We start from the raw sequence: 19,794 nt of genomic DNA, 5'->3' as shown, positions 1-19,794 counted from the left end.
CCTGTGCGACGATTCCAAACGGCAATTATGGCCAGAAAGGCAAAACGGTTTGTTGCGCCGGAAACCCGGGCGCCGGACTGCGCGCGGCGCGGCGGCCGGCACGACAGGCCGATGAACCGCCCGGGGCGTGCACAGGGCGCCTATTCGCCGTTCCAGAGATAGCCGACCACGCCCGCAAGCAGGACCAGGAAACCGACGCAGAACACGATTGCGCCGGTCGTGCCGACGTCAGCCGCGACCGCCGCCACGCCGAACGCGCCGAGCAATGCCCCGGCGTACATCATGGACTTGTATCCCCACTGGTTCATCGGATGTTAGAAAGTTTTGATGCGCCATTAAAGCGCAATCGACGCCCGGCGTACATGCCATGTCTATGGGAGCCATTACCCTGTGCGGTAGCGCGCCAGGAACTGGCGGAAGCTGGGAAGCTGCGCCGCCCGGTACGCCGCCATTTGGGGCGCCAGGCGTGCATCCGCCTCCAGCAGCGCCTGCAAAGCGACCGGGTTCTTCACGAGCGCGTCGAGCTTCCAGAGAAAGGTCTTGATGCCGAACGCGACGGCGCCGCTTTCCGGCAGCTTCACGAAGGTCTCGTGCTCCGAACGCAGGTAACCGAACGCTTCCCAGTTGGCCGCGCTCGCCTCGGGTCCCGGCGTCGATTCGTCGAAGTGCAGGCAAAGCTCGCCGGTCATGCGCATGCCCCAGTTGCGCCGCCAGCTGGGGCTGCCGGGCGCCATACGCGCGAAGTAACGATCGACGCGGTCGGCGAAGTGCGTGACGTAGTGGGCCACATGGCCTTCATGGATCTCCCTGGGCGTCCTCCCCAGGCGCGCCGCCCGCAGGCTGGCCCGGCGCCGTTCGTCCCAGGCGTTCCAGGTGGCGGCGTCCGACCGGTCGGGCTCGGCCTGCGCGAAATGGCTGCGCAGGGACCAGTCATTGGGAAACAGCAGCGCCCCGGACTTCAGCACGTATCTCGGGGCCGGGTCGGCGGCCCCCTGCTCCGGCATCAGCAGCAGCATGTCCTCGGAGGCCATCAGGGCGATCGCGTGCAGCGGATCCGCCCCCTCCTCTCCCAGGTCGACGGCAAAACCGGTCAGCAACGAAACCAGCCTGTCGCCGTCGCGCCGGAAATAGCGCGGCCAGTCGGCCAGCAGGGATGCCGCCACGGCATCGCGCAGTTCGCGCTCCGCCGCCCGCACCTCGCTTCCGGGCAAGCGGTCGACGACCTTGTCGCGCTTGTCGAGCAGGATGGCACGGCGGCGCGCGATCTGCCCGGGATAGCTGCTGTCGACCGCCAGCCAGCGCAGGTCGTCCTGCCAGCGGTTGATCATCACGGTATCCGGCACTGCACGATAGCGCACCATCTGGTCGTCGGCCAGCGTGGCGATCAGCGCCGCATCCGGCGCCACATGATCGGGAAAAATGCCGTGCAATCGCATGGGCTGCTCCACCGCCGACTGCATGCCGGGCCTTCAGTCCGGATGCGCTGCTTCCATCATCTGTCGCAGCCGCCGGACCAGCTCGCTGCAGGATGCCGTATCGCCGCCGAGATGACGCTGCAGGCAGTAGCGGAACCAGCCGTCCATCAACAGGTACGTGGCGAGCGCATCGGTCGGCACGCCCTTCATGCCGAATTCCTGCAACCTGTCGAGGAATCGCGCGGTGAGCTCGACCAGCTTCGATTCGAGCTCTTCCACCAGAGGCCGGAAGGCCGGATCGAACATCGCCTGTGCCCGCACGTCGTACCACAGCCGGTGGACATCGGCCTGCTCCTCGATTGCCTGCCCCAGCGCGGCGCTGCCCTGCTCGATCAGCGCCTGCGGCGTCTCCGCCCGGCAGATCAGCTGCTCCAGTTCATGAATGAAGGCGTCCTTGTACAGCCGCACCGCACACACGAGGAGGTCGGTCTTGTCCTTGAAATAGTAGTGGATGCTGCCAAGCCGCGCGCCGGAACGGGCAGCGACCTCCCGCAGGTTGACATGAGCAAAGCCGAGTTCGGCAAGCGCCGTCAGTGTGTAGAGCGCGATCTCGCGCCGCTTGTCCACCTTGCGGCGGGAGCGTTGGTCGCCCGTAGGGAATATCTGCATGGTGCTGGATTGCGTACAGTGCGCCTGTATCGGCCGTGGCCGCCTATTCTACCCGCGCCTGCCCTTCCCCGGCCAAGCCTCCTATCCGCGCAGCGCGTGGAAAAAGATGCGGGGCAGCTTGCCCAGCGCCGGACGGTACTGGAAGCGGGTAAGCAGCCGGCCCAGTACTGCCGCGCGCCGGTTGGTGATGAACCACGGCGGCCTTGGCAGCATGCTGAAGGACAGCCGCATCAGGTTGCGCGGATACGGTGTGAAAGGCGCCTCCAGCACGGTCCGCTGCGGCCGGTCGAACAACATGGTGTTGTGCACGAAACCGATCCCGCTCTGCACGTCGTCCAGGGTGTGGCCGGGGAAGGCGCCCCAGGGCGTCGGCGCGGACAGGAAACCCAGGCCCGCCCAGGCGTTGACCGCGATGCAGCCGTAGCGCAGGTCGGCGATGATCTCCTCGAAGCGACGTCGCCCTATCATTCCCATGGTGGCGGGATGAATCACGATGTTCGCGCCCAGGGTGCCATGCAGGTGCCGGTTTGCATAATCGACCGCGCGGATCAGGAACGCCTCAGGATCCTTTCCCGGCAGCGCCGTGACGCTCAGCGCCGGGCCGAAGATTTCGCTCGCCTCGGCGCCGTCGCAGGCGCCGGCCGGGAAGCTGGCCACCAGGCACTGCGCGGTGCTGGCCGGCAGCGCCGCGTCCGCGCCCAGCGCCGACCGGAAGCCTTCCAGGCGCTGGTTGCTGCCGGGGTAGTACAAGGGACGCGGCGCGGACGCCGCAATCACGCTTTTCACCTGCGCCAGCAGGCTGTCCTTCTGCTGCCATTCAGCCGGCATCACCAACACCTGGCAGGCGATGCAATTGAAACCCGCGTTGTGCAGCTTCTGCGTGGCGATGTGTTCCGCCTGGAAGGCTACGTCGGCCTTGCTCCATGGCCCGGGAACGACGATGGTCGGGCATACCGCGCCAAGCTCGGAGGTGATGCGGCGCCGGTTCCTCGGCGTGCCGGCCTGCTTGTTGGCCGCCGCCTCCGCGCCGCTGCCCCAGACGATCTGATCATGCGCCGCGCCGGAGCCGGTGATGTGGATTTCCTCGACCAGCGGGTGGTTGCACAGATACTGGCCGGTCGCGGCGTCGCCGCGGACGATGCGCAGGTAGCCGCGGGATATCAGCGGCTGCAGCGCCGGTTCCAGGAATTCGACCAGGTAGTCGTTGACCGGATTCATCTTCACGAGCACGACCTGATGTTCGGCAAACAGCTTATGCAGGCAATCCAGCGGCGCAATCGACGATATATTGCCGGCGCCGAGCACCAGCGCCAGCTTGCCCTGCCGCGGCCGCCCCGGTTCGTAGGCCGATGCGGTATGGCGGGTGAGGTTCACCCGGTCCACGCCGGGCTCCATCCAGACCTCGGCGCTGACGCCGCTCAGCAGCAGCCGGTCCCAAAGCGTGTGCGGCACGACCTTCACCGCGAGTTGCCCGTTCGGCAGTTCGCGCATCGGCAGACCGTCGAGATGCCGCTTGTCCGCCACCTTCGACAAGGTCGCCATCAACGCATTGCAGTAGGCCATCAGGCTGTAGGGACCCGACAGCCATTCCTCGCCTTCCAGCGGCGAGCCGGCCGGGATACCCTTCCGGCGCGACGCGGTTTCCGCCCAGGCCTGTGCCACCGGCATCAGGCATTCCTTGATCTCGGCGAGGAGCGCAATCCGTTCCGCCACCCCTACCGACGGCCACTGTGTCCGCCTGGCGGCCAGCGCTGCCAGCGCGTCGTCCAGTGCCGGGAAGGCCGTTGCCGTCTCCTGTTGAAGTACCGTGCTCATGCAAGCTCCTCGTGTTCCCGTTGCGACGCGATGCCCGCCGTCATGGCGCTGCCTCGCATCCATTCCGCCGCCCGCTCCGCGATCATGACGGTCGGCGCATTGGTGTTGCCGCCGATGAGCGTCGGAATCACCGACGCATCCACCACGCGCAGCCCCGCGACGCCGCGCACCCGCAGCTGCGGATCGACCACCGCCATGTCGTCGCTTCCCATGCGGCATGTGCCGATGGGGTGGTAGATCGTATCCGCCCGCGCCCGGATGTGGCGCATCAGTCCTTCATCATCCTCCACCCCTTCGGTATACAGCTCATGCAAGCAGTATTTTGCAAGCGAGGGCGCCCGCATGATCTCGCGCATCTTGCGCGTGCCTTTCAGCAGCAGCGCCGCGTCGGCCTCGTCGGACAGGAACTTCGGATCGATGCGCGGCGGCGAAAACGGATCGGCATCGAACAGGCCGACCTCCCCCCGCGACTTCGGCCGCAGCACACAGACATGACAGGAGAAGCCGTAGCCGAGATGCAGCTTGCGCGCATGGTCGTCCACCATCGAGATCACGAAGTGCAGCTGCAGGTCCGGCCGCGGGCATGTTTCCGACGACCTGATGAAGCCCGCGCCTTCCGCGAACGGCGTCGCAATCATGCCCTTCCCGGTCTTGCGCCATTCCAGCGCCGCCTTCGCCAGCGCGACGCTGCCCGACAGGCCGAGCCCGAACATGTCGGTATGTCCCGACTTGCAGGAGATGATGAAATCGAGATGGTCCTGCAGGTTCTTGCCTACCCCTGGCAGCGCATGCTGGACAGGGATGCCGTGCCGTGCCAGTTCGTCCGGGTCGCCGACGCCGGACAGCATCAGCAGCTGCGGCGAGTTGAAGGTTCCGCCTGCCAGCACCACCTCGCGCCGGGCCCGCAGGTTTTCCACCTTGCCGTTGCGCTGCACCTCGACGCCGACGGCACGCTTGTCCTGCAACAGCAGCCGGCGCGCCTGCGTATGCAGCAGCACTGTCAGGTTCGGCCGGTCCATGGCCGGATGCAGGTACGCTGCCGCGACGGAACAGCGCTCGCCGTTGCGCGGGCCTTCGTAGAATTGGGTGACCTGGTAGTAGCCGACGCCTTCCTGGTCCTCCCCGTTGAAGTCGTCGTTGCGCTTGTGGCCGCACTCGATCCCGGCGCGGATGAAATCCTCGGTGATGCCCCGCGGGCTCTTCTGCTCGCCCACCTTCAGCGGTCCGTGGCCGCCGTGCAAGCGGGATTCGCCGCGCTGGTTGCCTTCGGATCGCCGGAAATACGGCAGCACCTCCTCGAAGGACCAACCGTCGCAGCCCTGGCGCGCCCAGTCGTCGAAGTCCGACGGATGGCCGCGCACATAGAGCATTGCGTTGATGGCACTGGAGCCGCCAAGACACTTCCCGCGCGGCTGGTATCCGCGCCGGCCCCCGAGGCCGGGCTGGGGCACGGTCTCGTATGCATAATTGTTGATCTTCGGACGGCCGGGTAGCATCGCGACGATGCCGGCCGGCGCCCGCACCAGGATGCCGCGGCCGTCGCCGCCCGCCTCCACCAGGCAGACGGTCACCGCCGGGTCTTCGCTCAGGCGGGCAGCGAGTACGGCGCCGCCCGATCCGCCGCCGACGATCACGTAGTCGAATTGCATGTCTCCTCCTGCGCGGGTTGGTTGCTCTTTTTGCAGTCTTTTTTGTGACTGCATCTTAGGCAGGATTTGGACAAATGTCCAAATCATTTTTTCCGGCGTCCGGGAATAAAGCGCGAAGCGCGCGCGTTAACGCGAATAGGGAAAACAGGAGACCGGCGGCCCCCTGATGCCGGCCAAGTAGGAAGACAGGCGCATGACGTCGTCGCTTCCCCGGAGTTCACCTCAACCTGAAAGGAAACGCCATGACCATCACTCACAAGACTCCCGCTGCACACCGTCTCGCCACCGTCGTCCTCGCGCTTGCCGCCCTTGCCGTCGCCGGCACGGCAGGCGCCCAGGGCGCGGGCGCGCCCGCAAAAATGGAAAACGGCGTGCTGGTCGGCAGCAATGGCATGACGCTCTACACCTTCGACAAGGATGCCGACGGCAAGAGCATGTGCAACGGCAAGTGTGCGGAAAACTGGCCGCCGCTGATTGCCGACAATACCGTGCCTCCCGGTGACTTCAGCGTCATCACCCGCGATGACGGCAAGAAGCAGGTCGCCTACAAGGGCAAGCCGCTCTACTACTGGGTCAAGGACCAGAAACCCGGCGACCGCACCGGCGATGGTGTCAACAACGTCTGGCATGTGGCAAAGTAAAGCGTTGTCGACAGCCGCCGGGACCGGCCAACCAAGGGCATGAAGGAGATCGTCCAGCATCTTCCGCGCCTGCGCCGCTATGCCAGGGCGCTTACCGGGGACAGCGCCGCTTGCGAGGATCTGGTCCAGGACACCGTCGAGCGCGCCCTGGCCCGGGCCGAACTGTTCCGTCCCGGGTCGCGGCTCGACGCCTGGCTGCTGTCCGTCATGCACAACCTGTTCGTCAGCCAGATGCGGCGCGACGCACTGCTGCCGCAGGCCGACGACGATTCGACTGCGGCCGAGACGCCGGTGCGCGGTACCGAAAGCGACGGGCTGGAAGTACGCGATCTCGACCGCGCGCTGGCCCAGCTTCCTCCCTGGCAGCGTGAAGTCCTGCTGTTGATCTCGCTGGAAGAGTTCAGTTACGAGGAAGCGGCGCACATCCTCGGCGTCCCGGTCGGCACCGTGATGTCGCGCCTCGCACGCGGCCGCGAAAGACTGCGTGCGATCCTCGACGGCCGGGTCGCGCCGCCCGCCGCATCGCACCTGAAAGTCATCAAATGAATGTCCCGACCGAGACCGAACTCCACGCCTATGCCGACGGCCGCCTCGCGCCGCTACGCGCGGCGCAGGTGAAAGCGTGGCTGCAGGAAAACCCGGACGATGCGCTGCAGGTCACGGCATGGCAAGCGCAGAAGGCGTTGCTGCGCGGCGCCTACCGTCCGTTCGGCCAGTCGCCGGTGCCGGATCGCATCGAGGAAATGCTGTTTGCCCGCCGCCGACGGCGGTGGCGCCTTCCGCCCGGACCGGCCCTGTGGACGTTTCCGCGCGCGGCTGCCGTGCTTTGCTGGATAACGGCAGGGTGGATTGCCGGATTCGTGGCACACGGCCACCTTCGCCCCGCACCTGCGGATGGCATCGCCATGCTGCCGCGCCAAGCCGCGGTCGCGCATGTGGTGTACACGCCGGAGGTACGCCACCCGGTGGAGGTCGGCGCCGAGCAGGAAGCCCACCTCGTGCAATGGCTGTCCAAACGCCTTGGCGGCAAGCTCGTCATCCCGGACCTGCAGGCCGCCGGCTTCAAGCTCGTCGGCGGCCGGCTGCTGCCGGCGCAGCAAGGTCCGGCCGCGCAATTCATGTACGAAGACCGCGACGGCAAACGCCTGACACTGTACGTACGGACCAATGCCGGACACCAAGCGACCGCTTTTCGCTTCGCGAACGAAGGCGGCCTCGCCGTCTTCTATTGGGTCGACGGCCCATTCGGCTATGCCGTGTCCGGAAGCCTGGAGCGCGACGCGATGCTGCACATCGCCGGCATCGCTTACCCGCAACTGGGCGGCAGGTGAGCCGCCGCCGGACGGCGGGCGCGACGCCCGACCGACGCCGCTACAGCACCGGATACTTGCTGCGTCCGCTGTCGATCAGGATGAATTCGCCCGTGGTTTTCCTGGCGCCGTCGCATAGCCAGTAGCACGCATCTGCGACATCCTCCGGCGTGATGGTGGCCGCCAGCGGCGTCGCCTTCATGTACATCTGGCGGGTCGCTTCATAGCGCTCCGCGCCCAGCCCATTCTGCAGCCAGGGAGTCTCGACCATGCCGGGACCGACGGCATTGATGCGAATCTCCGGTGCAAGCGCGCGCGCCAGGCCGAAGGTCATCGCGTTCAGCGCGCCCTTGGATGCCATGTACGCCACGCTCGAACCGATGCCCGCGACCGATGCCACCGACGAGATGTTGACGACCCCGGCGCCGGGATTCTTCTTCATCAGCGGTGCAAACGCCCTGATCATCTGGTAGGCGCCGATCACATTCACCGCGTAGATGTCGTGGAAGTCCTGGGCAGCGAGGCCCTCGAGATTCGCCGCCGCGACGAACTTGGTCGTGCCGGCGTTGTTGACCAGCGCGTCCGTCCGTCCCCAGCGCGCTTCGACAGCCTGTGCCAGCGCGCGGCAGTCCGCGTCATCGGCGACGTTGGCCTTCTGGACGAGCACATCGGCGCCGAGGTCGCGGCACTCCTGCGCAACGGCCTCCGCCGGCTCCTGGTTGCGCGAGAAATTGACGACCACGTTGTAGCCGTTCCGCGCGAACAGCCGCGCAGTGGCGGCGCCGATGCCCGACGACGATCCGGTTACCACGGCAACTTTCCTGCTCATGCTTGTCTCCTTTGATAGTGATTTCGGCAATCCAGCATTCTACTTGCGGCCGAAATTTTCGACCGGCGTGCAGCGCCGCCCATCCACCGTTCTTTCCCAACCGGCAATCTGCTACAGTACTGCCCTGCGATTTGCGCCGCGTGTGGACCAGGCGCATTCGGTCGAACGTAAGTGAACAGGAAGTGCGCATGCTTTTGTCGGGGTGGTTCGGATGGTCGGTGCTTTGGCTTCTCCCCTTGCTGTTACGCCTGTGCAGGGCAGCCGTCCTGAAGACGGCAGCATGGAACGGACAGGGCTCGATCCGGCTCTGGCTCGGCACGCTGCTGACGCTGCTGTCGAGCTGCGGCCTTGAGGCCCTGGCTGCCGCGCAAGGCCCGGCGGTCGGCGAAGCGGTCGCCGGTACGATGACTGCGTTGGCCGGCACCGCGCTTTCCGCATTGCTGATGCTGGCAACGCTCGTCGCCACCATCCCCTGGCTGTTCGGCAGCAGCGCGCCCGCCCTGCTGCGCGCGCTCAGGGGCAAGCGAGACGGCGCGCCGCGGCCGCGACGGACGGCTGTCGCGGCAGGCGCTCCTGCCGCCTCCGCCACCTTCACTGCCGCTTCCGTCCCGGCTTCTGTTTCCGCTACCCCTCGCGTGCCGCCTGCCGATGGCCGCCGCTCCGGAGCCAGTGCGCGCCGACGCGAATCCTGGCGGCTGCCATCCCCGGCGGCGCCCCATGCGCACATGGACAAGTCCACGACAGTCCTGCCGGCGAGCCGCGCCAGGTCCGACAAGCCGAGGACGGAATGGGCGCCATTCGAAAGCATCCGCCCGACACCCGCAATGCTGGCCCGCGCCAATGCGGAGCAGGCGCAGCAGCGGCCGGAACCGCTGCCGCAATTCGCACGCTTGCAACCGTCCTCAAGGCCTGTCAGCACACCGGCAAGCATGACGAAGCGAAACCCGCCGCAGCAACCGGACAAGGAAGACACGGCAGCGCACCACGCCCCGGCCCAGGCGAACGCAGCGGCAGTCAATCATGCGCGGCCCGCGCAGGCGGTAACGCGCATCGAGCCTCCCGCGCCGCCATGCGCAACCGCCTTGCTGCCGGAGACGATGCCTGCACCGGTTGACGTTCTCCGGGATCCGGGCGGCACGCGCGAGGCGTCGGAGCGCGAGCCGGCACCGCCCCTCGCCCCGCTGCCAGCCGCCGCTACGCCCGGGGCCGGCGTGGGCGAGCCAGGCATCGCATCCGCGGAGGCCGACACGGATGCCGGCGCAGCGGAACGGCAGCCGGCTATTGAAACGCCGCCAGCATGCGAGACAGTGCCCGCCGACGCTCCGGCAGCGACGCCCATGCTGCCGTCCTCCAGCGCAACGGCAGCCATCATGACGGCGACCATCGCCAGCGCCGCGACAACCTGGAGCGCGGCGGACCTGCCGCCCATCGACCTGCTCGACCGCCTGCCCGCCGATGCCATCGACATTCCCGACGCCGAGCTGGCCGAGACCGGGCAACTGATCGAGCAGCGTCTCAAGGAGTTCAAGGTGCCGGTCACGGTACTCGGTGCCTGCGCCGGCCCGGTGATCACCCGCTTCGAGGTCGAACCGGCGGTCGGCGTCCGCGGCGCGCAGATCGTCGGCCTGATGAAGGACCTGTCGCGCGCGCTTGGCCTGACCTCGATCCGGGTGGTAGAGACGATTCCGGGCAAGACCTGCATGGGACTGGAACTGCCGAATGCAAAGCGGCAGACGATTCGCCTGTCCGAAATGCTGGAATCCTCCGCGTACCGTGTTTCGCCATCCCGGCTCACGCTTGCAATGGGGAAGGACATCACCGGCGCGCCGGTGGTGACCGACCTCGCGCGCGCGCCGCACATGCTGGTGGCAGGCACGACCGGCTCCGGCAAGTCGGTGGCCATCAATGCAATGATCCTGTCGCTGCTCTACAAGGCCACCCCGGAAGATGTGCGGATGATCATGATCGATCCCAAGATGCTGGAGCTGTCGGTCTACGACGGCATCCCGCACCTGCTGGCGCCGGTCGTCACCGATATGAAGCTCGCCGCCAATGCGCTCAACTGGTGCGTCGGCGAAATGGAGAAGCGATACCGGCTGATGTCGGCGCTGGGCGTGCGCAACCTGGCCGGCTACAACCAGAAGATCCGCGACGGCGAAGCGACGGAAAGCAAGGTGGCCAATCCGTTCTCGCTCACTCCCGACGCGCCGGAGCCGCTGTCGACACTGCCCATGATCGTCGTGGTAATCGACGAACTGGCGGATCTCATGATGGTGGCGGGCAAGAAGATCGAAGAGCTGATCGCGCGTCTTGCGCAGAAGGCGCGCGCGGCAGGCATCCACCTGATCCTGGCTACCCAACGTCCGTCGGTGGACGTGATTACCGGCCTCATCAAGGCCAACATCCCGACGCGCGTCGCATTCCAGGTGTCGTCCAAGATCGACTCGCGCACGGTGCTCGACCAGATGGGCGCCGAGACGCTGCTCGGCCACGGCGACATGCTGTTCCTGCCGCCCGGCAGTGGCTATCCGCAACGGGTGCACGGTGCATTCGTCTCCGACGAGGAAGTCCACCGCGTCGTCGAATACCTGAAGCAGTTCGGCGAACCGGAATACGAGGATGCCATCCTCGCCGGCCCGGCCAGCGAGGAGCCCCCCACAGACCTGCTGGGCGACGAGGCAAATCCCGAATCCGATCCGCTCTATGACGAAGCCGTCGCCTTCGTCATCCGCAGCCGGCGCGCCTCGATCTCGGCCGTGCAGCGCCAGCTCCGGATCGGCTACAACCGTGCCGCCCGCCTGGTGGAGCAAATGGAAACCGCCGGCATCCTGTCCCCCATGGCCGCAAACGGCAGCCGTGAGATCCTGGTCCCGCCGTCTGCCGGCTGATCCCTGACACCCGAATGAAACTCGATATCTCAGCAGATGACCTGGAAGCCATGCTCGATGCGTGGCGCCAGTCCGCCGACCTCGCGTCGGCAATGACGGATCAATTCAGGATCATGATGATGGCCAATCGCCGGCAGATCCTGGAGAACCTGCTGCAGACCGGGAGCGGATGGCAGCAGCTGCTGCGTTGCGCCCGCCCCGTCACGCCGGACGACGATGCCGAATACCAGCGGATACGGACCAGCCTGGATGTTTTCGTCGCCTGGGCGGCAGCCGAGCTGGATCTGCTTGATCAACTCCGCGACGCCGACGCATAAAAAAAGCGAGGTCGCTTTCGCAACCTCGCATCAAACCGACTTATTCTTCTTGCTGCTTATGCCAACAGTGCAGATTCTGCGGGTGCCGCGTGCACTGCCTTGTCGAGACTGGCCTGCATCTCGGCGCATTGCTCGGCGCGAGCGAGGCGTACCAGATTGAGCAGCGATTCGCGCAGAACGTGACGCTCGCGGGCGGAAGCGTTGCTGCCAAGGGTTGCGTGGATCAGGTCTTCGATTGCGGGTGCAGTGTACATGGCTCTCGTTGAGGTTGGGTGAAGTTGAAATGTCGAACTGGGATGACCAGAGTATGCGACGACCGGCCCAAAAAGCCGTTGATGAACCGCAAGAGAAATTCGGAATCGTCCTACAAAGTTCAGAATCCGGGGGTGGGCACCACTCGGCATAAACCTACATAGCGTCCATTCATCGCGCGGCGCGCCCATCGTTATCATTTCGTCAAATTCGCCCTTGGTAGTATGCTCAGGTGCGGGGCAACACGAAGGAAATCATCACGTCGCTATGTCTGGTTCGCGTGGAGGGATAGTACTGATGCTGTACGTGCCGCGCGCTCCACAGCGCACCTGCGACCGCGCGTAGACTTGCATGTCGGTATGTTTGCATGTCTACATCGCTGGCTTGCCATTGTCCGATGCAGATCGAAGCAGGCTTTGCAAAGGCGTCTTCGTCCATGCTCGGCAAGCTGTAAGGTTTGCGTGCAGAACTGCTGCGTGCCGGGACGACAACTCCAGTGGAATCGCGTGCCGGCTGCACGGATAGTGACATGCGGAGTGCTGTGTATAGCAACAGCTGTCGCTGCGACACGACGCCGGTGAATTGAATGGAGATGCCGACGCATTTTCTTGTTTATCGGTGGAAATTTCGCTGCTATCGTTTGCATGCGTCCACTTCATTTTTAATGCACCGCCATGCTACTCCGTGACCTAGCCGACATCATGCTGCGCACCGCCCTCGCCGCAGCCGCTGTTACCACCGTTGCCGTCGTCGCTGCCCGTTTCGCAGGGATGTAGTCTGCAGGAGAAGGCCTGCCGCGCCGACGGTCACTGCCTTCCAAGCGGTCGCCATTCTTCGATCTGCGCGGGGTCGCACATGACCGGCGTGCCACGCCTAAGGTAGAAGAAACACCAGGCGGGCACGCTCCAGCGCACTTGCTGTTCACCCCGCTTGGTCACGATCACGCAAAGCTCGCCGTCCTTCAGCAGCGAAAGCGCATTCCCTGCCCGCATTGCATCCTCCAAGGGTTTATCCATCTGCCTCGAATACTGTACAAACATACAGTTGCAAAGGCAAGTACCCGTTAACGGATCTCAAACCCGGGCGCGTCGTGCAAAAAAAATGCCGCCGGTGCGCGCACGGGCAGCATGCTGATGCAGCAACGGGATGCGTCCTCTCAGACCGAATTGCCGAGTCCCGAGGAGCCCATTCCCATCTGAGCGGGCGGGCGGCCATAGGTATCGCTGGCGCGGAATTTCTGCCGACGGTCGCCCATGAGCTGCCGCAGTTCGGCAATGCTCAGGCCCGACACCTCGTGCAGCCGGATCAGCAGGGACGCACCGACCGGCAGACGGCGATGGCGCACCTTGCTGATCACAGGAGGCGCTACTTCCATGACCCGCGACAGCGCAGCGTCGTTCTTCAGCCCCATCTTTTCGATCACGCCATCGAGCATGCGGTTCGGGTCATAGGATTCCTGGTTCAACAGTGGATGTTCAGTAGTGGTCATGTGTCTTCCTAAAGAAACGACGAGAAGCAATGCCCTACTGACGCGTTAACCCGTATCAAGTTCCTTATATATACCGACATCTTTGCGCTTTCGCGAAGGGTCCGCGACGGTCTATTGTCTTTCTGTTAAAGCTTCGGAAAGCGTGCTGAAAAATCATGCACGTATCACTACAATACCCACCTTGACGCATGCCTTCGGCATACAAAAGAAACAACAGGAGAATATCGATGTCCACCAGCCTGCAGGGCAAATCCATTATCGTCACCGGCGGCTTTGGCGCACTTGGGCGCGCACTCGGCGCAGAACTTTCATCACTGGGGGCGCGTGTGGCGCTGCTCGACCGGAGCGGCGCCGCTCCCGACACGCCAGCCGGCATTCTTGCCATCGGCGGCATCGACCTCGGCGACCCAACTGCCGCGCATGGCGCGTTCGCGCAGGTCGCCTCCCGCTTCGGCGGCGTGGACGGGCTGGTGAACGTGGCCGGCGCCTTCATTTGGGAAAAGCTGGAAGGCGGGACCATCGAAGCCTGGGACCGCATGTACGCGATCAACCTCCGGACCGCGGTGGTCGCTTCCCAGACGGCCTTGTCATTCCTGCTTGGCCGCGGTGCCGGGCGCATCGTTAATATCGGCGCCCTCGCCTCGGTCAAGGCGGCTGCCGGAATGGGCGCCTATGCGGCGTCGAAGGCGGGCGTTGCGCGTCTCACGGAATCGCTGGCAGAGGAACTGAAGGACACTGGCATAACCGTCAACGCCGTCCTGCCGAGCATCATCGACACCCCGGCCAACCGCGCCGACATGCCGGATGCCGATGCCAGTCGATGGGTCACGCCAGAGGCGCTGTCGAAGGTCATCGCCTTCCTGCTGTCCGACGCCGCCGCGCCGATCTCAGGTGCGTGCATACCGGTCGCCGGCCGCGTCTGAAATTCTTCCTTGCCGCCGCTCCTGCCGATTGAAAAGAACGACCGCGCCCCCATTTGCCCAACGTGAAGGTACTTCTCTGCGGATGGACAAAGTGGCTACGGACGTAACGGAAAAGGTCGACGTATCGAAGATCGAACTCGAGGCGGTCGACGCGCGGGCGAATGCACGCGTGACATCAATGGAAGCGGCGAACACCGTGCTGGAACGCTGGGTGGCGAATGAGCAGGACACGGACAACGCGCAGTGCGAAGTGCGCGTGGTGTTCGAAGACGGGTTTCATATCCGCAGCCGCTATCCGCTGACCCGGTCGGAAAAGCGGGTTTCGCTGGCAAGGCACCTGCGCAAGCAACTCAACAGCATGGCCGGCGAGGGTCGCCCCCGAAAGGCTTGCCGGCGTGAACCCGGCCTGGACATCCGCCTGAACGACGGTAGCCAGGACGACGCGGCGCGCGAGGCGCTGGAACGTTATAACATCTGATTTCCCGGTCGGATTCTTCCACTGCCGCTGATTGAGCCAGCGCAAACCACTCCTTGATCTACGCCCAGTCCATTTGCGGCCGGGCGTGTTCTTCTGCTTCGGCGGCCCACGGCCGCCGGCAGATGTCCGAATAACATGATCAAGGAGACGCATCATGCTCAGCAGCACGCTCCGCGGCCTGGCAGTCGCCGGCTTGTCCCTTCCACTCCTCTGTGCCCACGCGAATAACGGCAACGCGCCTGAAGCCGGCAGAAACGGCGCCGGCAGCACCGTTCGCGCCGTGGAATATGGCCGCATCGAAGGAGTCGACAACGCCAGTACAACCCGCACCCTGGCATGGAAGGGTATTCCCTTCGCCAAGGCCCCGATAGGCGAACTCCGCTGGCGCCCGCCGGTCGATCCCGAACGCTGGCAGGGAATCCTGTCGACCCGGCAGTTCGGCAATGCCTGCGCGCAGTACGGCCGTATCTATGGCCCGGGCGCGAACAATCGCTACGACGAAACCATAGGCACGACATTGAACCAGGCAGTGGGCAGCGAGGACTGCCTGTACCTCAACATTTGGCGCCCGTCGACCGGCAAGCCGAAGTTGCCGGTCATCGTGTTTTTCCACGGCGGCAGCAATGTCTCCGGCTATACGGCGGATCCGATGTACGACGGTGCCAACCTGGCCCGTACTGCCAACGCGGTCGTGGTCACGGCCAACTTCCGCCTCGGCATCTTCGGCTTCCTCAACCTGCCGCAACTCAAGACCGGCACCCATCCGGACAACGACTCGGGCAACTTCGCGATCCTCGACAGCATCAAGGCCCTCGAATTCATTCAGCGGAACATCGAACGCTTTGGCGGCGACCCGGGCAACGTGACCATCATGGGCGAGTCTGCCGGCGCTGTGAACGTCTATGCCCTGCTGACTTCTCCCAAACTGGCCAACGCGCATCCCAAGCTCTTCCACAAGATCGTGCCGATGAGCGGCGGCCTGTCGCTTGCCGGCAGCCTGCCGCCAGGCAGTATTCCGACGATGTCGCCGGCGTCGACCTATCTTGCGCAAGGCAATGCCCTGCTCCATAACCTGCTGATCGCCGACGGCAAGGCCACCGACGCGGCCTCTGCCGAAGCCTATGCAGCCAGCCAGACCCGGGAGCAGATTGCGGCCTACCTGCGGTCGAAGTCGCCCTCGACGCTCTTCACCGTGCTGCTTACAAGGCTGGCTGCTGGGGGACTGGCAGGCTCCGGACCCATCCCGGACGGCAGCGTTGTCGCAAGTGATCCGATAGCGGCGATCCGCAGCAACGACTACGTTCGGGTACCGGTCCTCGCGGGGAATACGCGCGACGAGGGCAAGCTCTTCCCGTCCTTCCTCCCCCTGGTCAGCGGCGTTCCCGGAAGTGCACGCATCGTGACCGACGCCCAGCTGTTCGCCAATCACTTCTCGTACCGCCCGGATGCGCCGCCGCAGACCACGGTCGAGGAATGGATCGCGCCTGCCTACCTGCCGGTCAACGCACCCGTCACCGGCTTTACGGCGCGCGCGGAGCAGTTCAACCGGATCTTCTTCCTCGCAAGCCGGGACGATATCCTGAACGCCTTGAAGTCGAAGCAGCCTGACGTCTGGTACTACCGGTTCGACTGGGATGAACAGCCGGCGCCCTGGAATGACATTTATGGCGCTGCCCACCTGTTCGACCTGCCGTTTGTGTTCGGCAATTTCGGACCGTCCCTCATGGCGAACATCATGAACACCCGCGCTAACCAGCCGGGTCGACTCGCGTTGTCCGACGCCATGATGCGAAGCATCGGCGCCTTCGCCAGTGAGGGCGACCCCAACAACCGGACGCTCGGCGTCTTCTGGCCGACGTGGCCGCAGAAGCTCATCTTTGATGCGACCGCAACGGAGAAGGCGATCAGCGTACAGTGAGCATCGCGGGGCAGGTACAACGTACCTGCCCCGCGCCACTCCGCTCCGACCGTGCGTCAGCGGGGTGGCGCGCCCCCGGATTGCCCGCTCTGCAGAGGGCATCGCAGCGCGCGATATCGCAACAGGGCCTGGAACAGGCAGGCCCAGTCGTGCTCTTCCTGATACAGCACCGCGCTGCGCTCGATGTAGTGATAGACCCAGGTGCACTCGCAGCACTCCGGACATTCCAGATCAGGCAGCGCCTGCGCCATCGCGGCGGCCATCATCTCCAGTTGCTCAAGGCTGATTTCCTGGCGTTCCATCCTCAGCTCCTTGTAAATTTGGCCAGCATTCATGGTGTGACAAGTCGGCGTACGAAGGATTCCTCCCACACGCCGCCCCATCCTGTGCCGCCGCTCCAGGCGGCCAGCGGCAACCACCGTCAAGATCGCCGGCGGCGCAAGGGCGCGCCAGTTGACCACGAACACCAATTCCCGGCGGGTCAGCGCCATTTAATATCCATGCTAATATTTCGCATGCAAACTACTCTGCCGCCGCCTCGATGCGCACTCCCGACCGGACCCTGATGCAACTGACAATGTTGCTCACCCAAGCCTCGCGCGCCTACAAGGCTGCAGCCGACCGGCTTGCCGCAGGTTACGGACTCTCGCAGGCCGCGGCGTGGCCGGTCATCATGATCGGCAGGCTAGGGAACGGTGTGAGGCCGGGTGTACTGGCGGATGCCATCGGCTTGGAGCCGTCGTCTCTGGTGCGGCTGATCGATCAGCTGATTGCCAGTGGACTGGTTCAACGGACAGAAGATGAAACCGATCGCCGGGCACGCGTACTAAGCTTGACGGACGAGGGTCGCATGCGGGCAGACGAGCTTGAAAAGGCACTTCTGCCTTTTCGACGCAATCTCTTCCGCGGTGTCGCCGCATCCGATCTCGACGCCTGTATCCGCGTCCTCGACACACTCTGCGCTGCCGTCGCTGTCCACGAATCTTCCCAGGCCGACCGTTCCGCCGAATAGATTTGCGCGCGGGCCCTCCCCGCCGGATCCTCCTCCTCGTGACGCTGCCCGCGTTCACGCAAGGCTGAAAATCCAACCGGGGTACGGTGCTATTTCAGCCTCTTCAACAGGATTTCGCAGTGAGCAGCAAGACCTTGAACCAAGCACAGAAGAATTCACCGGCAACCGTGCTGTTTGCCAGTCTGATTGGCACCACCATCGAGTTCTTCGACTTCTACATCTACGCGACCGCCGCAGTACTGGTCTTCCCGAAATTGTTTTTTCCGTCCGGCGACCCGACTGCGGCGACCCTGCAGTCACTGGCGACATTCGCCATCGCTTTCTTCGCTCGCCCCGTCGGTTCGGCGGTCTTCGGCCACTACGGCGACCGCATAGGCCGCAAGGCGACCCTGGTGGCCGCCTTGCTGACCATGGGCATCTCGACCGTGGTCATCGGCCTGCTCCCCACCTATGCAAGCATTGGCGCGCTGGCGCCATTGTTGCTGGCGCTCTGCCGCTTCGGACAAGGTCTGGGGCTCGGCGGCGAATGGGGCGGCGCGGTACTGCTGGCCACCGAGAACGCCCCACCTGGGAAGCGAGCGTGGTACGGCATGTTCCCGCAGCTTGGCGCACCTATCGGATTTTTCCTTTCCGGCGGCATATTCCTGCTCCTGAGCGAGACGATGAGCGAGGAGCAATTCTTTTCCTTCGGCTGGCGTATCCCCTTCCTTGCCAGCGCCCTGCTCGTGATCGTCGGTCTCTTCGTCCGCCTCAAGATCACCGAGACACCGGTGTTCCAGACAGTCCTCGACAAGCATGAACGCGTCAAGATCCCGGCCCTGGACGTGTTCCACAATCATGGCCGCGCGCTGGTGCTCGGCACCCTCATCGCCCTCGCCACCTTCGTTCTGTTCTACCTGATGACGGTGTTTGCCCTCAGCTGGGGCACGAGCGCTCTGGGATACACCCGTCCGCAATTTCTGCTGCTTCAACTCTTTGCAGTCGTGTTCTTCGGCCTGACGATACCGGTGTCCGCCGTCCTGGCGGACCGCCACGGGCAGCGCAGGACGATGATCCTCGTGACCATTGCGATCCTGTTGTTCGGCCTTGTGCTGGCCCCGTTGTTCGGCTCGGGCAGCGTCCTGGAAGTCACCCTCTTCATGTCGCTCGGCCTGGCGCTGATGGGCATGACCTACGGCCCTCTCGGCACGCTGCTGTCCGAGTTGTTCCCCGCGCAGGTGCGCTACACCGGCGCCTCTCTGACGTTCAATATCGGTGGCATCCTTGGTGCGTCGCTCGCACCCTACGCCGCCACGTGGCTCGCCACGCACTACGGACTAGGTTATGTCGGTTACTACCTGTCGCTCTCCGCGTTCATCACCCTGGTAGCCCTGCTGCTGGCGCGAAAAGGCCGGGTGCCCAGTGCATTCGCACAGGACGTCCGCTAACGTCGCTGCAGGGCGCCGCGTGGCGGCGCCTGTCATCCCACATAGATTCAGTTAGGACGGTTAATTGCGATATTCGAGGTGTATTTTTTGCTGCAAGCGTTGTTGGAAGCGGCGGCGCATGTCATGCAAGTGTATGGCTTGGGCGTTACCCGCGCCTGTGGGCTTATCAGAATATCCCGGTCCTTGTACCGCTATGAACCGCGTCGCGCGGATGACCAGGCCTTGCGCGAGCGGCTGTGCGAGCTGGCCGCCTACAAGCGGCGCTACGGTTATCGACGGTTGCATGTGCTCGTCAAGCGCGAAGGCTGGGCTGTCAACCACAAACGATTGTTCCGCATCTATCAGCAGGCAGGTTTGGCAGTCAGAAGACGGAAGAGAAAGAGAATCGCTGGCGTCGAGCGGCAGGTCACCAGGAATAAACAAGCAGCGGCCGCATAGATCGCCGTGCTACATGACACCAAACCGCCTTGCAGATAGTTTTTCAACCGCAGATTCCATGTCGATTGAGGATTGAATTGGGTAGCAGGTCAGCATCAGGTACGAAATGGGTGGTGTTCGCTTTTGCCGCTTTTCCGGCGCTGCAAAGCAAAAAGCCCCGACTCGCACGAGCCGGGGCTTTTCTGGGGTAAGAGCCTGACGATTACCTACTTTCACACTGGTTGCAGCACTATCATCGGCGTAGAGTCGTTTCACGGTCCTGTTCGGGATGGGAAGGGGTGGTTCCGACTCGCTATGGTCATCAGGCATAACTTGTTGGCTGGT

General features: G+C 64.4%; 21 protein-coding genes and 1 rRNA gene. 11 read left to right on the top strand and 11 right to left on the bottom strand.

What is annotated here, in order from left to right; all coding sequences use genetic code 11:
• Positions 1–140: 140 nt before the first annotated feature.
• The 5 genes from VIM12_RS02925 to VIM12_RS02905 form a co-directional block, all read right to left on the bottom strand.
• On the bottom strand, positions 141–308 hold the full coding sequence (locus VIM12_RS02925; protein WP_331940118.1) for a hypothetical protein: 168 nt from the start codon (positions 306–308) through the stop codon (positions 141–143).
• Positions 309–383: 75 nt separating this feature from the next.
• On the bottom strand, positions 384–1,436 hold the full coding sequence (locus VIM12_RS02920) for a DUF3445 domain-containing protein (RefSeq protein ID WP_331940117.1): 1,053 nt from the start codon (positions 1,434–1,436) through the stop codon (positions 384–386).
• Positions 1,437–1,469: 33 nt separating this feature from the next.
• Positions 1,470–2,084, bottom strand: coding sequence for a TetR/AcrR family transcriptional regulator (locus VIM12_RS02915; RefSeq protein ID WP_331940116.1), 615 nt, complete (start codon positions 2,082–2,084; stop codon positions 1,470–1,472).
• 81 nt (positions 2,085–2,165) lie between these two features.
• Positions 2,166–3,899: an aldehyde dehydrogenase family protein gene (locus tag VIM12_RS02910; protein WP_331940115.1), complete on the bottom strand. Its 1,734-nt coding sequence runs from the start codon at positions 3,897–3,899 to the stop codon at positions 2,166–2,168.
• A complete protein-coding gene (locus VIM12_RS02905; RefSeq protein ID WP_331940114.1) occupies positions 3,896–5,548 on the bottom strand; it encodes a GMC family oxidoreductase in 1,653 nt (550 codons plus the stop codon). Before VIM12_RS02905 ends, VIM12_RS02910 begins: the two co-directional genes overlap by 4 nt.
• A 242-nt stretch (positions 5,549–5,790) precedes the next feature.
• On the opposite strand from VIM12_RS02905, the gene VIM12_RS02900 reads away from it, so the two are divergent.
• From VIM12_RS02900 to VIM12_RS02890, 3 genes are read left to right on the top strand one after another with little or no spacing between them, the layout of a single operon-like run.
• Positions 5,791–6,189, top strand: coding sequence for a hypothetical protein (locus tag VIM12_RS02900; RefSeq protein ID WP_331940113.1), 399 nt, complete (start codon positions 5,791–5,793; stop codon positions 6,187–6,189).
• 39 nt (positions 6,190–6,228) lie between these two features.
• Positions 6,229–6,735, top strand: coding sequence for a sigma-70 family RNA polymerase sigma factor (locus VIM12_RS02895; RefSeq protein WP_331940112.1), 507 nt, complete (start codon positions 6,229–6,231; stop codon positions 6,733–6,735).
• Positions 6,732–7,520, top strand: coding sequence for an anti-sigma factor (locus tag VIM12_RS02890; protein WP_331940111.1), 789 nt, complete (start codon positions 6,732–6,734; stop codon positions 7,518–7,520). Before VIM12_RS02895 ends, VIM12_RS02890 begins: the two co-directional genes overlap by 4 nt.
• Positions 7,521–7,560: 40 nt before the next feature.
• Here VIM12_RS02890 and VIM12_RS02885 read toward each other — a convergent pair whose 3' ends face one another.
• On the bottom strand, positions 7,561–8,328 hold the full coding sequence (locus tag VIM12_RS02885) for an SDR family oxidoreductase (protein ID WP_331940110.1): 768 nt from the start codon (positions 8,326–8,328) through the stop codon (positions 7,561–7,563).
• A 218-nt stretch (positions 8,329–8,546) separates the two neighbouring features.
• Here VIM12_RS02885 and VIM12_RS02880 point away from each other — a divergent pair, with 218 nt between their 5' ends.
• A complete protein-coding gene (locus VIM12_RS02880) occupies positions 8,547–11,216 on the top strand; it encodes a DNA translocase FtsK (RefSeq protein ID WP_414691741.1) in 2,670 nt (889 codons plus the stop codon).
• Between the two features lie 14 nt (positions 11,217–11,230).
• Positions 11,231–11,533: a hypothetical protein gene (locus VIM12_RS02875; protein WP_331940108.1), complete on the top strand. Its 303-nt coding sequence runs from the start codon at positions 11,231–11,233 to the stop codon at positions 11,531–11,533.
• A gap of 56 nt (positions 11,534–11,589) precedes the next feature.
• Here VIM12_RS02875 and VIM12_RS02870 read toward each other — a convergent pair whose 3' ends face one another.
• The 3 genes from VIM12_RS02870 to VIM12_RS02860 all read right to left on the bottom strand — a co-directional run bounded on the left by VIM12_RS02870 (position 11,590) and on the right by VIM12_RS02860 (position 13,274).
• Entirely contained in the window at positions 11,590–11,787 is a 198-nt protein-coding gene (locus tag VIM12_RS02870; protein ID WP_331940107.1) for a hypothetical protein, read from the bottom strand.
• Between the two features lie 804 nt (positions 11,788–12,591).
• Entirely contained in the window at positions 12,592–12,801 is a 210-nt protein-coding gene (locus tag VIM12_RS02865; RefSeq protein WP_331940106.1) for a hypothetical protein, read from the bottom strand.
• A 140-nt stretch (positions 12,802–12,941) separates the two neighbouring features.
• Positions 12,942–13,274 (bottom strand): hypothetical protein, encoded by a 333-nt coding sequence (locus tag VIM12_RS02860; protein WP_331940105.1) that lies wholly within the window; start codon positions 13,272–13,274, stop codon positions 12,942–12,944.
• A gap of 227 nt (positions 13,275–13,501) precedes the next feature.
• Here VIM12_RS02860 and VIM12_RS02855 point away from each other — a divergent pair, with 227 nt between their 5' ends.
• From VIM12_RS02855 to VIM12_RS02845, 3 genes are all read left to right on the top strand, one after another.
• Entirely contained in the window at positions 13,502–14,197 is a 696-nt protein-coding gene (locus VIM12_RS02855; protein WP_331940104.1) for an SDR family NAD(P)-dependent oxidoreductase, read from the top strand.
• Positions 14,198–14,288: 91 nt separating this feature from the next.
• A complete protein-coding gene (locus tag VIM12_RS02850) occupies positions 14,289–14,675 on the top strand; it encodes a hypothetical protein (protein ID WP_331940103.1) in 387 nt (128 codons plus the stop codon).
• Between the two features lie 154 nt (positions 14,676–14,829).
• Positions 14,830–16,593, top strand: coding sequence for a carboxylesterase/lipase family protein (locus VIM12_RS02845; RefSeq protein ID WP_331940102.1), 1,764 nt, complete (start codon positions 14,830–14,832; stop codon positions 16,591–16,593).
• 56 nt (positions 16,594–16,649) lie between these two features.
• Here VIM12_RS02845 and VIM12_RS02840 read toward each other — a convergent pair whose 3' ends face one another.
• Positions 16,650–17,084 (bottom strand): hypothetical protein, encoded by a 435-nt coding sequence (locus tag VIM12_RS02840; protein ID WP_331940101.1) that lies wholly within the window; start codon positions 17,082–17,084, stop codon positions 16,650–16,652.
• Between the two features lie 50 nt (positions 17,085–17,134).
• On the opposite strand from VIM12_RS02840, the gene VIM12_RS02835 reads away from it, so the two are divergent.
• The 3 genes from VIM12_RS02835 (at position 17,135) to VIM12_RS21265 (ending at position 19,470) form a co-directional block, all read left to right on the top strand.
• A complete protein-coding gene (locus VIM12_RS02835) occupies positions 17,135–17,605 on the top strand; it encodes a MarR family winged helix-turn-helix transcriptional regulator (RefSeq protein WP_331940100.1) in 471 nt (156 codons plus the stop codon).
• A gap of 119 nt (positions 17,606–17,724) precedes the next feature.
• On the top strand, positions 17,725–19,032 hold the full coding sequence (locus VIM12_RS02830; RefSeq protein WP_331940099.1) for an MFS transporter: 1,308 nt from the start codon (positions 17,725–17,727) through the stop codon (positions 19,030–19,032).
• 78 nt (positions 19,033–19,110) lie between these two features.
• Entirely contained in the window at positions 19,111–19,470 is a 360-nt protein-coding gene (locus VIM12_RS21265) for an IS3 family transposase (RefSeq protein WP_414691740.1), read from the top strand.
• Between the two features lie 193 nt (positions 19,471–19,663).
• Here the strand turns inward: VIM12_RS21265 and rrf are convergent.
• Positions 19,664–19,776 (bottom strand): 5S ribosomal RNA (gene rrf, locus VIM12_RS02820).
• Between the last annotated feature and the right edge of the window lie 18 nt (positions 19,777–19,794).

The sequence above is a fragment of the Noviherbaspirillum sp. genome, from assembly GCF_036563305.1.
Lineage (GTDB): Bacteria > Pseudomonadota > Gammaproteobacteria > Burkholderiales > Burkholderiaceae_D > Noviherbaspirillum.
Note: the sequence above shows the minus strand (reverse complement) of the source record. Positions and strands in the feature narration are given on the sequence as shown.

Bases quoted from the DNA above. Each gene is read 5' to 3' on its own strand.
- VIM12_RS02845 (WP_331940102.1), top strand. From the start codon at position 14,830: ATGCTCAGCAGCACGCTCCGCGGCCTGGCAGTCGCCGGCTTGTCCCTT.
- VIM12_RS02890 (WP_331940111.1), top strand. From the start codon at position 6,732: ATGAATGTCCCGACCGAGACCGAACTCCACGCCTATGCCGACGGCCGC.
- VIM12_RS02920 (WP_331940117.1), bottom strand. From the start codon at position 1,436: ATGCGATTGCACGGCATTTTTCCCGATCATGTGGCGCCGGATGCGGCG.
- VIM12_RS02875 (WP_331940108.1), top strand. From the start codon at position 11,231: ATGAAACTCGATATCTCAGCAGATGACCTGGAAGCCATGCTCGATGCG.
- VIM12_RS02915 (WP_331940116.1), bottom strand. From the start codon at position 2,084: ATGCAGATATTCCCTACGGGCGACCAACGCTCCCGCCGCAAGGTGGAC.
- VIM12_RS02900 (WP_331940113.1), top strand. From the start codon at position 5,791: ATGACCATCACTCACAAGACTCCCGCTGCACACCGTCTCGCCACCGTC.
- VIM12_RS02860 (WP_331940105.1), bottom strand. From the start codon at position 13,274: ATGACCACTACTGAACATCCACTGTTGAACCAGGAATCCTATGACCCG.
- VIM12_RS02895 (WP_331940112.1), top strand. From the start codon at position 6,229: ATGAAGGAGATCGTCCAGCATCTTCCGCGCCTGCGCCGCTATGCCAGG.
- VIM12_RS02925 (WP_331940118.1), bottom strand. From the start codon at position 308: ATGAACCAGTGGGGATACAAGTCCATGATGTACGCCGGGGCATTGCTC.
- VIM12_RS02835 (WP_331940100.1), top strand. From the start codon at position 17,135: ATGCGCACTCCCGACCGGACCCTGATGCAACTGACAATGTTGCTCACC.
- VIM12_RS02840 (WP_331940101.1), bottom strand. From the start codon at position 17,084: ATGGCGCTGACCCGCCGGGAATTGGTGTTCGTGGTCAACTGGCGCGCC.
- VIM12_RS02885 (WP_331940110.1), bottom strand. From the start codon at position 8,328: ATGAGCAGGAAAGTTGCCGTGGTAACCGGATCGTCGTCGGGCATCGGC.
- VIM12_RS02865 (WP_331940106.1), bottom strand. From the start codon at position 12,801: ATGGATAAACCCTTGGAGGATGCAATGCGGGCAGGGAATGCGCTTTCG.
- VIM12_RS02855 (WP_331940104.1), top strand. From the start codon at position 13,502: ATGTCCACCAGCCTGCAGGGCAAATCCATTATCGTCACCGGCGGCTTT.
- VIM12_RS02910 (WP_331940115.1), bottom strand. From the start codon at position 3,899: ATGAGCACGGTACTTCAACAGGAGACGGCAACGGCCTTCCCGGCACTG.
- VIM12_RS02870 (WP_331940107.1), bottom strand. From the start codon at position 11,787: ATGTACACTGCACCCGCAATCGAAGACCTGATCCACGCAACCCTTGGC.
- VIM12_RS02905 (WP_331940114.1), bottom strand. From the start codon at position 5,548: ATGCAATTCGACTACGTGATCGTCGGCGGCGGATCGGGCGGCGCCGTA.